General features: G+C 64.6%; 15 protein-coding genes. 8 read left to right on the top strand and 7 right to left on the bottom strand.

Annotation, left to right across the window (positions count from 1 at the left end; all coding sequences use genetic code 11):
• The first annotated feature begins 27 nt into the window (after positions 1–27).
• A complete protein-coding gene (locus CH274_RS00695; protein WP_094656520.1) occupies positions 28–402 on the top strand; it encodes a winged helix-turn-helix transcriptional regulator in 375 nt (124 codons plus the stop codon).
• Between the two features lie 10 nt (positions 403–412).
• Here the strand turns inward: CH274_RS00695 and CH274_RS00690 are convergent, their stop codons facing one another.
• Positions 413–562 carry a VOC family protein gene (locus tag CH274_RS00690; protein ID WP_256993443.1) on the bottom strand — a complete coding sequence of 50 codons (150 nt, stop codon included), beginning with the start codon at positions 560–562 and terminating at the stop codon, positions 413–415.
• A gap of 181 nt (positions 563–743) precedes the next feature.
• Here CH274_RS00690 and CH274_RS00685 point away from each other — a divergent pair, with 181 nt between their 5' ends.
• On the top strand, positions 744–1223 hold the full coding sequence (locus CH274_RS00685; RefSeq protein ID WP_032395976.1) for a DUF6764 family protein: 480 nt from the start codon (positions 744–746) through the stop codon (positions 1221–1223).
• 318 nt (positions 1224–1541) lie between these two features.
• Here CH274_RS00685 and CH274_RS00680 read toward each other — a convergent pair whose 3' ends face one another.
• The 3 genes from CH274_RS00680 to CH274_RS00670 form a co-directional block, all read right to left on the bottom strand.
• Positions 1542–2561, bottom strand: coding sequence for a hemolysin family protein (locus CH274_RS00680; RefSeq protein ID WP_094645762.1), 1020 nt, complete (start codon positions 2559–2561; stop codon positions 1542–1544).
• Positions 2558–3961: a hemolysin family protein gene (locus CH274_RS00675; RefSeq protein ID WP_094656519.1), complete on the bottom strand. Its 1404-nt coding sequence runs from the start codon at positions 3959–3961 to the stop codon at positions 2558–2560. The genes CH274_RS00680 and CH274_RS00675 overlap by 4 nt, the downstream gene beginning before the upstream one ends.
• A gap of 131 nt (positions 3962–4092) precedes the next feature.
• The gene (locus CH274_RS00670) at positions 4093–4524 is read right to left on the bottom strand and encodes a universal stress protein (protein ID WP_256993442.1); all 432 of its coding nucleotides are present in this window, start codon (positions 4522–4524) and stop codon (positions 4093–4095) included.
• Positions 4525–4613: 89 nt separating this feature from the next.
• On the opposite strand from CH274_RS00670, the gene CH274_RS00665 reads away from it, so the two are divergent.
• Genes CH274_RS00665 through CH274_RS00655 form a run of 3 tightly spaced genes read left to right on the top strand, consistent with a single transcriptional unit; the run spans position 4614 to position 7652 of the window.
• Positions 4614–5603 carry a Bug family tripartite tricarboxylate transporter substrate binding protein gene (locus CH274_RS00665; RefSeq protein WP_032395980.1) on the top strand — a complete coding sequence of 330 codons (990 nt, stop codon included), beginning with the start codon at positions 4614–4616 and terminating at the stop codon, positions 5601–5603.
• Complete coding sequence (locus CH274_RS00660; protein WP_094656518.1) at positions 5600–6130, top strand: tripartite tricarboxylate transporter TctB family protein; 531 nt, start codon at positions 5600–5602, stop codon at positions 6128–6130. The genes CH274_RS00665 and CH274_RS00660 overlap by 4 nt, the downstream gene beginning before the upstream one ends.
• 16 nt (positions 6131–6146) lie before the next feature.
• Positions 6147–7652 (top strand): tripartite tricarboxylate transporter permease, encoded by a 1506-nt coding sequence (locus tag CH274_RS00655; RefSeq protein WP_032395982.1) that lies wholly within the window; start codon positions 6147–6149, stop codon positions 7650–7652.
• Positions 7653–7754: 102 nt separating this feature from the next.
• Here CH274_RS00655 and CH274_RS00650 read toward each other — a convergent pair whose 3' ends face one another.
• Together CH274_RS00650 and CH274_RS00645 are read right to left on the bottom strand one after the other, a co-directional pair.
• Positions 7755–8828, bottom strand: coding sequence for an alkene reductase (locus tag CH274_RS00650; RefSeq protein WP_045196766.1), 1074 nt, complete (start codon positions 8826–8828; stop codon positions 7755–7757).
• 199 nt (positions 8829–9027) lie between these two features.
• On the bottom strand, positions 9028–11208 hold the full coding sequence (locus CH274_RS00645; RefSeq protein WP_094656517.1) for a glutamine synthetase III family protein: 2181 nt from the start codon (positions 11206–11208) through the stop codon (positions 9028–9030).
• A gap of 218 nt (positions 11209–11426) precedes the next feature.
• Between CH274_RS00645 and CH274_RS00640 the strand changes: the two genes are divergently transcribed.
• The gene (locus CH274_RS00640) at positions 11427–11867 is read left to right on the top strand and encodes an SRPBCC domain-containing protein (protein WP_094630405.1); all 441 of its coding nucleotides are present in this window, start codon (positions 11427–11429) and stop codon (positions 11865–11867) included.
• Positions 11868–11895: 28 nt separating this feature from the next.
• Positions 11896–12336, top strand: coding sequence for an SRPBCC family protein (locus CH274_RS00635; RefSeq protein ID WP_094656516.1), 441 nt, complete (start codon positions 11896–11898; stop codon positions 12334–12336).
• Between the two features lie 6 nt (positions 12337–12342).
• Here the strand turns inward: CH274_RS00635 and CH274_RS00630 are convergent, their stop codons facing one another.
• Positions 12343–13164: a class I SAM-dependent methyltransferase gene (locus tag CH274_RS00630; protein WP_094656515.1), complete on the bottom strand. Its 822-nt coding sequence runs from the start codon at positions 13162–13164 to the stop codon at positions 12343–12345.
• 224 nt (positions 13165–13388) lie between these two features.
• Here CH274_RS00630 and CH274_RS00625 point away from each other — a divergent pair, with 224 nt between their 5' ends.
• Positions 13389–14741: an MFS transporter gene (locus CH274_RS00625; RefSeq protein WP_032395988.1), complete on the top strand. Its 1353-nt coding sequence runs from the start codon at positions 13389–13391 to the stop codon at positions 14739–14741.
• Positions 14742–14773 lie beyond the last annotated feature (32 nt).

The following is a 14773-nucleotide window of genomic DNA, read 5'->3' as shown; positions in this document are numbered from 1 at the left end:
GCCTTTCGCATGCGCTAGCATGGAGGTATGTCCGAGGCCACCGAATCACTCGAAGCGTCCGTCTTCGCGCGGGACTGTGCGTCGAGGCAGACGTTGCAGAACGCCACCAGCAGGTGGGGCGTGCTCGCGCTCGCGGCGCTCACCGAGGGTGATTACCGGTTCAATGCGTTGCGCCGACGCGTCGACGGCGTCAGCGAACGCATGCTCTCGCAGACTCTGCAGACCCTGGAACGGGATGGTCTCGTGATTCGCACCGTGCAGGGGACCTTTCCGCCCAAGGTGGAGTACAGCCTCACCCCGCTGGGTCGCGAAGTCGGTACCCGATTGAGCGATCTCATCGAACTCATCGAGGGCAACATGCCCATCGTCCTCGAATCACGCGCCGAACACGACACTCGCTGATCGACCGAGCTCACCCGGGTGGCATCACCGGGCACCACTCGTTGCCTTCGGGGTCGAGGAGCACCTGAAAGGATCCCGCCGCGTCGGAGTGCCGGTCGCCGAACACCGACGCGCCCAGGACAACGGCCCGCCCGACGGCGTGGTCCACGGTCGAGTACACGAGCACCCACCGTTACTGCAGCGTTTCCGTACCGTGATGGTTCTGTGATGTGAGCGATCCCCCGCTGCGCCCGGGCGGGTCGAGACTCGGTATCAGGGAGTCGGGTCCCCAGTAACACGGCCCAGCGACCGTCACGCTCGGCACACCGGTGCCGACGCACCGATCTCGGGAGGCATTCACCATGTTCCACACCAAGAGGATTGTCGGCGGAGCCGCAGCATTCGGATTCGCCTGCGCGTTCGCGGCACTGGTACCCGGCACCGCATCAGCAGCGCCGGTCGCCTGCACCACCGCACCGGGAGGGGCGGATATCGCTGCGATCCTCGGAGGATCGCAGTGCGACAGCTCCGCAGACGTCGCGAGTGCGGCGGCCGGCCTCGGCCTCGAGGGGTGGGGTTCGGCCGAGGCAATGAACAATGCCGCAGCCCTTGCACTCGGACTGAACGGTGGAACCGCGGTCAGCAACGGCAGTTTCGGTGGTGCGCCTGCAGCGATCGCATTCGGCCCCGGTGCCGTGGCCCAGAACACGGCAGCCGGCCTCGGGCTCTCCATCGCGGTGGCAGCACCGGGATCCACCGTCACCCTCACCCCGACCGGCGCGGTGTGCGACGGTGCCGGAATCGCGGGCAGCTTCACCACCCTGCAGGGCTGCATCGGCTGACGTGCGCCACGGGGCGAGTGCGCGATATGGATGTCACCGACGGCCACGTGATCTAGAGTCTGAATGACCCACAGTCTCGGTCACCCACAGTCTCGGAACGCGAGTCGGCAACGACCCGCTGAACAAGGAGTTCGACGGCAATGATGTCCTACCTGCTCTACGACGTTCTGCTCCCCCAACTCGGCCACGACGTCGCGTCGTACTGGGCACACCTGCTGGTTGTCGCCCCGGTCTGAGATCTACGACCCGATACGACAAAGCATCCCCGCTCGGCCACGCAGGCCGGGCGGGGATGCCTCGTTCGAAGGCGGAATCGACTCAGACGGGTTGGGGCAACAGCCGCGTCAGCACATCGGACAGTGTCACGACGCCGACGCTGCGCGCCGGATCGTCAGCGGCAGCCGAACCGTCGACCACCAGCGCCAGGTGGTGCCTTGTCTCCCGCATCGACTGCAGCGCAACGTACACCGGGGTCGTCGCCTCCAGCGTGTACGCCGGACGCGTGATCTCGGCGAGGGTCTGCGGTGCGGTCAACGTGTCGCGGACGTGCACCACGCCCTTGACCACATCCGCGTCGCTGACCAGGATCCGCAGATGCCCCGAGCGACGCGAGGCCTCGCGCACGTCGTCGATGGTCGCCGTCGACGGCACCGATGTGGGCTTGCCGAACTCGCGCACCAGGTCACCGACCGTCAGCTCCTGCAGTTCGAGCGCACTCGAGATCTGCGCCTGGTAGCTGGCATCGAGAGCACCGACATTCACCGAATGCTCCACCAGCTGACGCAGATCGTCCGCGTTCTGGCCCGTGCCCACGGTGTCGGCCGGCTCGACGCCGACCCGCCGCAGGCACCAGTTGGCCATGTTGTTCAGCGCCGTCAGCACCGGACGGGTGAGAAACATGAAGCCGCGCATCGGGATTGCGAGCATCGTCGCGGACTTCTCCGGATGGGCGATGGCCCAGGACTTCGGAGCCATCTCTCCGACCACCAGGTGCAGGAAGGTGACGACGATCAGCGCGAGCACGAAGCCGAGAACGTCGGCGAACCAGTACGGCAGGCCGCCGCTCTCGAACAGCGGCGTGAGCCAGTAGTGCACGGCCGGTTTGGTCGTCGCACCGAGACCGAGGGTGCAGACGGTGATACCCAGCTGGGAGCCGGCGAGAAGGACGGTCAGCTCGGACGAGCTGCGCAGAGCTGCCCGCGCTGAGCGTGAATTGGGAGCGGCGTCCTCGAGTCGGTGCCGCTTGGCGGCCAACAGCGCGAACTCGACGGCGACGAAGAAGGCACTGGCAGCGATGAGGCCGATCGTGACGGCCAGGAAGACCCAGATGTTGCTCATCGGTGCACACTTTCCTTCGTCTCGGCCGACTCGTCGTCGTGCTCGGGGTCACGCTCGCCGAGCGTCAGGGTCAGCAGGGACGGGACGTGGCTGTCGATCTCTTCGATTTCGAGGATCACGAAGCGAACGGGACTCTCCTCGTCGTTCGCCAGATCGGCGTTGTCCGGTGGTAGGTCCACTTCGATCCGTTCCCCGACGTCGGGGAGAGATCCGTTGTGCGCGATGGCGAAACCGGCGATGGTCTCGTAATCGCCCTCGGGCAGATCGATGCCGATCGCTCGCTCGACCTCGTCGATGTGTACCTCACCGGCCATGGTCCAGCTGCCGTCGTCGGCACTGACCGGGCTCGGATCGGACAGGTCGTCGTCGTGCTCGTCGGTGATCTCGCCGACCAGTTCCTCGGCCAGGTCCTCGATCGTGATGACGCCGGTCAGACCGCCGTATTCGTCGATCACACAGGCCAATTGGTTCTTCGTCGAGCGCAACTCGCGCATCGCGTCGGGCAGGCTCTGAATCTCCGGGAGGATCAGCGCGTCCCGCGTGAGCTCGGAGATCGGGGTGGACCCCGGCACCGTCGCGGACAGGACGTCCGCGAGATGGACGACGCCGACGATGCCGTCGTCCTCGTCGAGCACCGGATATCGAGAGTGCTCCTGGCCCATCAGAGCCGCGACCTCGGCGAGGGTGTCGGTGTCTCGGACCGTGGCCGAGCGCGAACGCGGGATCATCGCGTGTTCTACTGTGCGAGTTGGGAAGTCGAGGATACGGTCGAGCAGTGTCGACAGTTCGTCGGGCAGATCGCCTGTCTCGCGTGAGTCCGAGACGATGTGCTCGAGGTCGCGCAGGCTGGCCGAATGCTCCACGTCGTGCACCGGCTCGATCTTGAGCGCTTTGAGCAGCAGGTTCGACGACTGGTCGAAGATGGTGATCAACCAGCCGAAGAGTTTGAGGTAGATGGTGGTCGAGAGCGACAGCCAGCGGGCCACCGGCTCGGGACGCGCGATGGCGAAGTTCTTCGGAAACAGTTCGCCGAAGAGCATCTGTACGAATGTCGCGAACGTGATCGCCAGCACGGCACCGAGTCCGACACCGACGGCCGTCGGAACCCCGACGCCGCCCAGTATCGCGCCGAACGACTGCCCGATCAGCGGTTCGGCCACGTAGCCGACGAGCAGGCCGGTGACCGTGATGCCCAACTGCGCACCGGACAGCATGAAGGAGGTGCGTTTGGTGACCGTCAACGTCCGAGCCGCGACGGCGTCACCGGCCTCGGCGCGAGCCTTGAGCCGGGAGCGGTCGACGGTCATGTACGCGAATTCCTGGGCTACGAAGTAGCCGGTCGCGACGGTGATGAGAAAAACGACGAGCAGGCCGAGCAAGAGAGTGAGCACTACGCTCATTCGCCGGACACCGCCTCGCACGTAGTAGCAGTAGTGCGGGGGGCCGTGTCCGGCCCGGGTTTATCGCTGTCCATGATTCCTCAGGGTCGTGTGGTGAGAGTTTTGTCCGATACTACCGTGCGACGTCGTGGTCACGGTGCCTTGACGACGAGAACGGGCACCGGGCAGTCGAGCAGCACTCTCTGCACGGTGCTGCCCATCAAGAACTTGCCGACCGCGGATCGACGCTTGGAACCGATGACGACCATTCCCGCACCGACGTCCGCGACGAGGTCGACCAGAGCACCGGCCGGGTCTCCGCCGTCGGGTTCCACTCGAACCGTGGTCGCGATACCGGGCAGAGTCCGTTCGACCTCGGCCTGCGCGGAGTTGCGGTCGTCCGCGGACACCGAATCCCGGTCCACCACGGACAATACGATCAACGGAGCCTGACGAAGTTCGGCCTCGGCGGCACCGCGACGCAACGCTTCCTGCCCCTCCGGTGTGTTGCTCATCGCCACTGCCACTGCGCTCGATACCGACACGTTCTCTCCCGTTGCTCGTTGCTCGTTGGTCGTATCCACCGAGGATCACCTCGGAGAGTTGTGAACTGGACTAATCAGACAAACTGTATCTAACCTGACGCTGTGACACACCACACGAAAGGTCTCTGATGGCGATATCGCCCACACTGCTACGGACGGTCGGCGCATTGGTGGTGGTGGGAGCGGTGACCGTGGCAGGTATCGATGCCGCTCGCAGCGCCAGCGGCTCGGACGCACGAGCGAAACTGACGCTGATCGCGCCCGCCGCCGCAGGTGGCGGCTGGGATCTCGTCGCCCGTGAATCGCAGCAGGCACTGCGCAGCGACGGCATCGTCAACAACGCCCAGGTCGTCAACGTCCCCGGTGCAGGCGGCACCATCGGTCTGAGCCAGCTCGAGAACCTGAGCGGGCAACCCACCACCGTCATGATCACCGGCACCGTCATGCTCGGCGGCATCGCGATCAACAACTCCGAGACCACTCTGGCCGACACCGTCCCGATCGCGAAACTGGCCGAGGACTTCGAAGTGTTCGTCGTGCCGAGGGATTCACCGATCCAGAATCTCGAAGACATGATCGAGGCGTGGCGGGCGAACCCCGGAGGACTTCCGATCGGCGGCGGTTCGCTCGGCGGCATCGACCACATCGTCGCGGGCCAGTTGGCACAGGAAGCCGACATCGACCCGGCCGCAATCAATTACATCGCCTACTCCGGCGGCGGTGAAGTACTCACGTCACTGCTGTCGAACACCGTCGGTGTGGCAGTGAGTGGGTTCAACGACTTCCGCGATCAGATCGAGGCGGGCAATGTGCGCGCACTCGCAGTCGCCGCGCCCGAGCCCCTCGAGGGATTCGACGTGGACACGTTCATCGAACAGGGGTACAACGTCGACCTCGTCAACTGGCGCGGAATCGTTGCCCCACCCGGCATCTCGGACGAGGACCGACAGACGCTGGTCGAGATCGTCTCCGAGATGGTCGAGACCGAACAGTGGGCCACGGCCGTCGAACGCAACCGCTGGAAGGAATCGGTTCTGACCGGAGACGAATTCGGAGAGTTCCTCGACGTCGAACAGACACGTATCACCGGAATTCTCGAGGAGTTGGGACTGGTATGACAACGACGACCACCGACACGGACACATCCCGATCGTTCTGGACGGGCCGCAGTGGACTGATCGTTCCGGCGCTGCTCGTCGCACTCGGAGCCTTCCTGGTCTACGGAACCGTCACGATGCAGGTTCCGCCTACCGCCACATCACCTGGCCCGCAGGTCTTTCCGGCCATCGTTGCAGGAGGCTGCTTCGTCGTCGCCCTGCTGGTCACCTTTCAACTGTTGATCAAGCCCGACGTCGTCGACCGTGGGGTGGACGGCGACGGCGTGCCGCACACCGGCACCGTCAGCAACTGGCGAACCCTGTCGATCACCGTCGGATCGGTAGCGGTGTTCATCGCACTGCTCGATCCGCTCGGGTGGGTTCTCGCCGGCGCGCTGTTGTTCTGGGGTGTCTCGATCGGATTGGGCGGTCGCCGTTACGTATTCGACGCGGCCGTCGCTCTGCTGGTCTCGAGCGCGGTTCAGATCGCATTCTCCGCGGGCCTCGGCCTGACCCTCCCCGGCGGCGTTCTCGCCCAGATCTTCTGACGGAGCTGAACTTACGATGGATTCACTGAGCAATCTGATCGACGGGTTCGGCACCGCGCTGACCCCGATGAACCTGGTCTGGGTGTTCGTCGGCGCGCTGCTCGGCACCGCCGTCGGCGTCCTACCCGGTCTCGGCTCCGCCATGGCGGTGGCCCTGCTGCTGCCCGTCACCTTCACCCTCGACCCCACCGCAGCGCTGATCATGTTCGCCGGCGTGTATTTCGGCGGCCTGTTCGGCGATTCCATCTCCGGCATACTGATGAACACACCCGGCAACAGCACCGCGATCGCCGGGACGTTCGAGGGGCACCGGATGGCCAAGAACGGCCGCGCCCCACAGGCTCTGGCCACCTCCGCCATCGGAGCGTTCATCGGCGGCATCGTCGCCACCACCCTGGTGGTGTTCTTCGCTCCCACCCTCGCGTCGTTGGCGACGAACTTCGGCCCCGCCGAGTACCTGGCCCTCGCGGTGTTCGCGTTCATCGCCACCTCGGCCGTGGTCTCGGACTCGGCCCTCAAAGGCCTGACCGCACTGCTGATCGGCCTCACCCTGGCCGTGATCGGCATCGACGGCCCCTCGGGCGCTTCACGATTCACGTTCGAGGTACCCGCCCTGTTCGACGGCATTCACATCGTCGTCATCACCGTCGCGATGCTCGCGCTCGGTGAGGTCATCCACATCGCGTCCAAGATCGGTCGACCCGAGGATCGCAGCCTGATCAAGTCGCAGGGACGCCCCTGGCTGAGCAAGGCCGAGTTCCGCGATGCGATGCCGGCGTGGTTGCGCGGCACGGCATTCGGTGTGCCGTTCGGTGTGATCCCCGCAGGTGGTGCCGAAGTGCCGAGCTTCCTGGCGTACGGCACCGAGCGCAGACTCGATCGCAAGCGCACGAAGCCGATGTTCGGAAAGGGTGCCATTCGCGGTGTCGCGGGACCCGAGGCAGCCGGCAACTCCACGGCCGGTACGGCCATGGGAGCGCTTCTGGCCCTGGGTCTTCCGACGTCGGCGACGGCGGCCATCATGTTGGCTGCCTTCCAGCAGTACGGCATGCAGCCCGGACCGCTGTTGTTCGAGCGCAGCGGCGACATCGTCTGGGCCCTACTGGCCAGCCTGTTCGTGGCGATGATCGTGCTGTTGATCCTCAACCTGCCGTTCGCACCGTTGTGGGCGCAGTTGCTCAAGATCCCGAAGAACTACCTCTACGCCGGCATCTCGGTGTTCGCGGCCCTCGGCGTGTACGCATCGAGTGCCTCGATCGTGGATCTGATCTTCATGCTCGGGCTCGGCATAGTCGGATTCATGATGCGCCGATACGACATTCCGTTGGCACCGGTGTTGATCGCGGTGATCCTCGGCCCGCTGGCCGAGGAGTCACTCCGACGCGCACTGGCCGTCAGCGAGGGCGACCCGTCGATCCTGGTCGGCAGCGCGATCACCATCGTGCTCTACGCACTGATGATCATCGCCGTGGTGTTCTCGATCGTCAGCAAGATCAGGGCCCGCAAGACCGCCGACTTCTAGTGCGCTCCGCGCAGTGGTGCGGCTCTGTTCTCGGGTCGTTCCGCAGGCTCCACCCCTGCGTGCCCTCTGGGGCACTCGACCGCACCACTGCCGCAGGCACTCTCAGTGCTGCAGGGCCGGGTAATCCGTGTAGCCCTTGGCACCATCGGTGTAGAAGGTGCTCGGATCGGGCTCGTTCAACGGCAGATCCTCGCGCCAGCGGTAGGCGAGGTCGGGGTTCGCGATCGCCGGACGGCCGACGACAACTGCGTCGCCGATTCCGTTGTCGAGGAGTGAAAGCGCCTCGTCGCGGGTGGTGATCTCACCGAAGCCACTGTTGACGAGCACCGGTCCGCCGAACGCCTGTCGCAGACCCTGGACGAGATCGCCCGACGGATCCTTGTGCAGCACACTGAGGTACGCCAGTCCCAGCGGCGCGAGCCGCTCGACCAACGCACGGTAGGTGGCGCGCACGTCGTCGGCGTCCGTCTCGAGCGCATCCTGGATGTTGTGCTCGGGTGAGATGCGAATTCCGACCTTGCCCGCTCCGAGAGCAGCGACCACTGCTTCGACGACCTCGGCCACGAAGCGCGCCCGGTTCTCCGGCGAGCCGCCGTAGGCGTCGTCGCGCTGGTTCGAGGCGGGCGAGAGGAACTCGTGCAACAGGTAGCCGTTGGCACCGTGAATCTCGACGCCGTCCATTCCGGCGGCGATGGCATTCTTCGACGCCTGCACGAAATCTGCGATCACGGAGGGCAATTCGTCTTCGCGCAGCGCACGCGGGGTGGGGTACGGCTTCTTGCCCTCGTAGGTGTGGGTGTCCCCCTCGATGGCGATGGCACTGGGTCCGACGACCTCGTGACCACCCGTCGTCGCCTCGTGCGTCACCCGACCGGCGTGCATCACCTGCGCGACGATCAGTCCACCGTCGGCATGGACCGCGTCGGCGACATTGCGCCAGCCGGCGATCTGCTCGTCCGTCACCAGGCCCGGCTGACCCGGGAAGCCCTGGCCGGCGTGGCTCGGGTAGGTGCCTTCACTGACGATCAGCCCCAGCGATGCGCGCTGCTTGTAGTGCTCGACCACCAGCGGGCCCGGCACACCGTCCTTGCCGGAGCGCACGCGTGTCAACGGGGCCATCACCAACCGGTTGTCGAGCTTCAGCTCACCGAGTGCCAACGGGGAAAACAACTTCATGAATCTCTCTCCTCACGAGTGCGTGCACAGTCTTTGCCACTGTCCACTCCGAACCCGAAAGATCCATCGAGCTATTCCGACTCGAGATATTGCTCACCCCGAAAAACAACAGTGGTGTGGATAAGTGCCCTCCGGGGCATTTATCCACACCACTGCGCTACCCGGTCGTTCCGCAGGCTCCACTCCTGCCCGCAGCGCACTACAGGATGTACAGCATCTCCTGGTACGTCGGCAGCGGCCAGAGATCGTCCGCCACGATTGCCTCGAGGGTGTCCGCGGCAGATCGAACGGCGGCCATTGCCGGCAGCAGTTCGTCCTTCGCGTGTGTCGCCTCGGCGAGTGCCTCGCCGCCGGGATCGGCTTCGAGGGCGGTCTTCAACGTCGTCAACGCTGCGCGCAGCTCCGACAGTGGAGCCGACACTGCTTGCAGCGCAGTCATGTCCACATCGTCGACACCGGCACCCTTGAGCGCGCTGACGTTCTGCGCCAACTCGGTCTGGTATCGCACCGCTGCGGGCAGGATGGAGGTCTGGCCCATCTCGAGGGTCAGACGAGCCTCGACGAACACCGTCAACGCGTACTGTTCGAGTCCCACCTCGTAACGCGAGTGCATCTCACGGTGGTTGAAGACCTTGTACTTCTCGAACAGCTCCATGGCCGAATCCGAGATCAGCTCCGGCAACGCGTCGAGCGTCGTACGCAGGTTCGGTAGACCGCGTGCCTCGGCCTCGATCTGCCAGTTGTCGGAGTAGCCGTCGCCGTTGAACACCACGGCGCCGTGTTCGGTGATGATCTCCGTCAACAGGTTCTGCACCGCGGTGTCGAAATCGGTGCCGTCTGCGACGGCCGTCTCGAGGTTGGTCGCCATGTAGTCGAGAGCCTCGGCCATGATCGTGTTGATCGTGACCATGGGGCCGTTGACGGTCTGCATCGAACCGGGTGCACGGAACTCGAACCTGTTGCCGGTGAAGGCGAACGGGCTGGTTCGGTTGCGGTCACCGGGATCGGTCGGCAGCACGGGCAGGGTGTCGGCACCGATCATCATGGTGCCCTTGCCCTTCGACGAGGTGGCCGCGCCCTTGGCGATCTGATCGAACACGTCGGCGAGCTGATCGCCGAGGAAGATCGAGATGATCGCGGGCGGAGCCTCGTTCGCGCCGAGGCGGTGATCGTTGGTCGCCGACGCCACCGACGCGCGCAGCAGACCGCCGTACTTGTGTACCGCGCGGATGACGGCGGCACAGAAGACCAGGAACTGCGCGTTGTCGTGTGGGTTGTCGCCGGGAACCAGCAGCGATCCGAGGTCGGAGTTTCCGAGCGAGAAGTTGACGTGCTTGCCGGAGCCGTTGACGCCCTCGAAGGGCTTCTCGTGGAACAGGCACTCCATGCCGTGCTTCTTCGCGATGGTCTTGAACGTCGTCATCAGCAGTTGCTGGTGATCGGCCGCGATGTTTCCGCGCTCGAACATCGGGGCGATCTCGAACTGTCCGGGTGCGACCTCGTTGTGCCTGGTCTTGGCCGGGATGCCGAGCTTGAACAGCTCGCGTTCGGTGTCCATCATGAAGCCGAGCACCCGCTCGGGGATGGCACCGAAGTAGTGATCGTCGAACTCCTGGCCCTTGGGCGGCTTCGAGCCGAACAGGGTGCGGCCTGCATTGAGCAGGTCCGGCCGGGCGAGGAAGAAGTGCCGGTCGACGAGGAAGTACTCCTGCTCGGGGCCGCAGAACGAGACGATGTTCTCGACGTTCTCGTGGCCGAAGAGCTTCAGGATGCGCTCGGCATGACCGCCCATCGCCTGCTGGCTGCGCAGCAGCGGCGTTTTGTGGTCGAGGGCTTCACCGGTCATCGAGACGAACACCGTCGGGATACAGAGAGTGTTGCCGTTCGGGTTCTCGAGCACGTATGCCGGGCTGGTGACGTCCCAGCCGGTGTATCCGCGCGCCTCGAACGTGTTGCGCAGGCCGCCGTTGGGGAAGCTCGATGCGTCGGGCTCGCCCTGGATCAGGGTCTTGCCCGCGAATTCCGCGAGTGCGCTGCCGTCACCGACCGGATCGAAGAAGCTGTCGTGCTTCTCGGCCGTCAACCCGGTGAGCGGGTAGAAGACGTGCGCGTAGTGCGTCGCGCCTTTCTCGAGTGCCCAGTCCTTCATCGCCGACGCGACAGCGTCGGCGACCATGGGGTCGAGCTTCTTGCCTTTGTCGATCGTTGCCATCACCGATTTGAAGACCGATTTGGGCAGACGCTTCTGCATGACGACCTTGCTGAAGACGTTCTCACCGAAGATCTCGCCCGGCTTCTCGTCTCCGACGAAGCTGACCGCAGGCGGTACATACGCCTCGACGTCTTTGATCGCCTGCAGGCGGACGGTATTTCCACTCATGGCTACCCCTTGACAAGGTGCTGCTCCGCACCTGGATTGTGCGGAGTCCGACCCGGCGACTGTACGAACGATTGGTGGCGGTCGTGTTTCGTCGCTGTGTCCACTGCGAGGCAAAAACGGCGATCGGAGTTTCTTTCCCCGCAGACGGGGGTAAGTCCGTAGCCAGCACAAATAACTGAAAGGCGTGTTCCATGACCGACGAGTTGACCGTTAGGCGCGTGATCGACGCTCCCCCCGCCTCCGTGTTCACCGCGCTCGTCAACCCCGAGGTCCAGGCCGCGGTCGACGGCTCGGAAATGCTGCGTGGGGCGATCGACCCGATGCCGTTGGGGGCCGTGGGCGACACCTTCGCGATGGACATGTATCAGCCGGAGCTCGGCGAGTACGTCATGGAGAACACCGTGTTCGTGTTCGAGCAGGACCGGCGCATCGGATGGATTCCTCGTCGTCGAGGCATGGAGCCTCGCGGTACGCGGTGGTCCTGGGAGCTCGACGCGGTCTCCGAGGATCGCACTGCCCTGACTCAGGTCTACGACTGGTCACGCGTCACCGACCAGGAGTTCAGGAAGATGGCCGGCTTCCCCCGGGTGACCGAGGATCAGATCGTCGACACCATGCGCCGTCTCGCCGACCATCTCGGCGTCCGCCTCGAAGACTGATCCACACGAAGAAGAAAGAGAGAGCGTCATGGTCGACGTCACCAGAACATTCACCGCCGCAGTGGAGATCGAGAAGGCAGCGGCATTTCTCCGGGACTTCTCCAATGCGGCAGCGTGGGATCCCGGGACCCAGAGTTGTACACAGATTTCCGACGGTCCGGTTGCCGTCGGCACGCAGTGGCACAACGTTTCGAAGTTGTTCGGTATCACCACCGAACTGACCTACACATTGGTCACCGACGAGCCCGATCACGTCGTGTTCGAAGGTGAGAACAAGACGGCCACGAGCGTCGACGACATCACGTTGACCGCCGAAGGACCGCGCTCGACCCGAGTCGACTACCACGCGAAAATCGAATTCAACGGTGCCGCCAAGGTGGCCGGCCCGTTTCTGAAGGCAGGGTTCGAGGCCAAGGTCGCGCCGGATACGGTGGAGAAGATGACCGAGGCACTCGAGCGATTGGGCTGAGGGCCCCTACTTTCGCGCGACGACGGTGAAGTTGTCCGCCGAGCTCGTCGGAGCGTCGGGGGCCACGATCGAACCGTCGTCGGCGAAGATCTCGGAGATGGTGAATCCGGCGTCGGTCACCAGTCGTCGCACATCCGTCACCGTGGTGAAGTGCATGATCGGAGCGAAATCGTGCGCAGCGAGCGGAGCGACGGCCCACGTTCCGCGATCGACGACTCGACTGCGCGCAGACCACCAATTGGCAACGCTACGAACGACTCCGGCGGGATCGAGCAGTCGCCTGCCGACGGCGGTCACGATGCGCTCGAGTGAGAACGTGAATTTCTGGGTCGGCCTGCTCAGCTGAAACGGCTTCTCCCCGAACGACGGTCCATTGCGGTTGAGAGTGGAGAAGACCAGAGTTCCGGACTCGCCGAGAACTCGGTGGAATTCTGCCAGCACCCGACGGCGTTCGTCGTGTGTCACGGTGTCGATTCCGTTGTTGCTGAACACAACCAAGCCGAACTCGCCGTCGGCGAAGTCCGCGAGATCACGTGCGTCGGCCACGTGCGCCGGTAGGTCGGGAAAGTTCCGTCGAAAGCTCGCGATCATGTTCGGTGCGTAGTCGATCGCGACGTAGTTGTCGCTGAGCAGTCGCAGCAGCGCCGTGGTTCGGCCGCTGCCGACGCCCACATCCAGTACCGGTTTCCCGCGAGCAACCCCGGCTGCTGCGACCAGCGCCGCCGCCTCCCCACGGTCGAGAAACCCATCGGTGGGACCCGCGTACTCCACGTATGCAGCGGCTACCCGCGCGCTGTCGAACACGTCTCGATTGTGGTCTATGGACATACGAACACCTCCGCTTCACCGACCGCAGAAACGGGCTCTCCGCCCCCGTGACGAAACGGTACCGGCGAACCCTGAGGTGCGCCTGAGTCGAACCCTCGGCGGACGTGCGCACTCTCCGCCACCCACACCCCCATCCGGGGGTATTCGTGGGGTGACCCGGGTCACTACCGTTCGTCGCACTCGGTATCGCACATTTACCCGATACCCGACAAAACGGAGGAACAATGACCACTGTCTCACCCGACGACCCGGGTGTGTCCGCGTCGACGCCACCTGCGGTGCAGACCAAGACCAGTGTCCGCCGGGTCGCTGTCGCCAGTGGCATCGGCACGACGATCGAGTTCTACGACTTCTTCATCTACGGTACCGCAGCAGCGCTGGTCTTCCCGACGATCTTCTTCCCGGCCCTCGGCTCCACCGCAGGCACGGTGGCCTCGTTCGCGACGTTCGCCGTCGCGTTCATCGCCAGGCCCGTCGGCGCAGTGCTGTTCGGACACTTCGGTGACCGCATCGGCCGCAAGAAGACCCTGATCTCGACACTGCTGCTGATGGGTGTGTCCACGTTCGCGATCGGTCTGCTCCCCGGCGCCGAGACCATCGGCGTGGCCGCGCCGATCATCCTGGTACTGCTCAGGTTCGGACAAGGGTTCGCGGTCGGCGGCGAATGGGCCGGCGCGACCCTGCTCACGGCCGAATACGCACCGCCCGGCAAACGCGGGTTCTACGCGATGTTCCCCCAGCTGGGACCGTCGGCCGCCTTCATCTTCTCCAGCGCCACATTCCTCGCGACCGGCCTCCTGCTCGGCGATACCAACGAGACGTTCCTCAATTACGGTTGGCGAATCCCGTTCCTGCTCAGCGCCGTTCTGGTACTCATCGGCCTGTACATGCGGTTGGCCATCGAGGAGACCCCGGTCTTTCGCGCCAACAAACTCGTCGAGGAGCAGGCACCGGCGAACGCGGCTCCGACGAAACTGCCGATCTTCGACGCCTGGCGCATCCAGAAGCGCGAAATCATCACTGCTGCAGGTGCATTGGCATCATTGTTCGCCTTCTTCTACATGGGAACCGCGTACCTGACGAGCTACGGCACCAAGACACTCGGATTCGAGCGCCCGTTCGTGTTGATCACCGGAATCGGAGCCGCGGTGATCTTCGGAATCGCGATCGCGGTCTCTGCCACCTACTCCGATCGGGTGGGACGTCGGCGGGTGATCATGGGAGCGTGCATCATCGCGATACCCTGGTCGATCGCACTGTTCCCCGTTCTCGACACCGGGTCACCGGCAGCGTTCGTGATCGGCATGTGCGTCACGCTGGCCATCTTCGGAGTGGCCTACGGACCGACCGGAGCCCTGCTCCCCGAGCTGTTCCAGACTCGATTCCGTTACACCGGAGCAGGTTTGGGCTACAACCTCGCCGGAGTTCTCGGTGGAGCGATTCCGCCGATGCTCGCCGCGCCGCTCACGGCCGCATTCGGCAGCATCTCCATCGGCGTCATGCTGGCCCTGTTGTCGGTACTGAGTCTGGTGTGCACCAAGAGGCTGATCGAGACCAAGGACGTCGACATGACCTGACCCACCACAACGCAGAACCGCGGCCACCCGGA

Source organism: Rhodococcus sp. 06-418-5, assembly GCF_002258285.1.
Lineage (GTDB): Bacteria > Actinomycetota > Actinomycetes > Mycobacteriales > Mycobacteriaceae > Rhodococcoides.
Note: the sequence above shows the minus strand (reverse complement) of the source record. Positions and strands in the feature narration are given on the sequence as shown.

Excerpts from the sequence above, each read along its gene's own strand:
- CH274_RS00695 (WP_094656520.1), top strand. The coding sequence starts at position 28 with ATGTCCGAGGCCACCGAATCACTCGAAGCGTCCGTCTTCGCGCGGGAC.
- CH274_RS00685 (WP_032395976.1), top strand. The coding sequence starts at position 744 with ATGTTCCACACCAAGAGGATTGTCGGCGGAGCCGCAGCATTCGGATTC.
- CH274_RS00680 (WP_094645762.1), bottom strand. The coding sequence starts at position 2,561 with ATGAGCAACATCTGGGTCTTCCTGGCCGTCACGATCGGCCTCATCGCT.
- CH274_RS00675 (WP_094656519.1), bottom strand. The coding sequence starts at position 3,961 with ATGAGCGTAGTGCTCACTCTCTTGCTCGGCCTGCTCGTCGTTTTTCTC.
- CH274_RS00665 (WP_032395980.1), top strand. The coding sequence starts at position 4,614 with ATGGCGATATCGCCCACACTGCTACGGACGGTCGGCGCATTGGTGGTG.
- CH274_RS00660 (WP_094656518.1), top strand. The coding sequence starts at position 5,600 with ATGACAACGACGACCACCGACACGGACACATCCCGATCGTTCTGGACG.
- CH274_RS00655 (WP_032395982.1), top strand. The coding sequence starts at position 6,147 with ATGGATTCACTGAGCAATCTGATCGACGGGTTCGGCACCGCGCTGACC.
- CH274_RS00650 (WP_045196766.1), bottom strand. The coding sequence starts at position 8,828 with ATGAAGTTGTTTTCCCCGTTGGCACTCGGTGAGCTGAAGCTCGACAAC.
- CH274_RS00645 (WP_094656517.1), bottom strand. The coding sequence starts at position 11,208 with ATGAGTGGAAATACCGTCCGCCTGCAGGCGATCAAAGACGTCGAGGCG.
- CH274_RS00635 (WP_094656516.1), top strand. The coding sequence starts at position 11,896 with ATGGTCGACGTCACCAGAACATTCACCGCCGCAGTGGAGATCGAGAAG.
- CH274_RS00630 (WP_094656515.1), bottom strand. The coding sequence starts at position 13,164 with ATGTCCATAGACCACAATCGAGACGTGTTCGACAGCGCGCGGGTAGCC.
- CH274_RS00625 (WP_032395988.1), top strand. The coding sequence starts at position 13,389 with ATGACCACTGTCTCACCCGACGACCCGGGTGTGTCCGCGTCGACGCCA.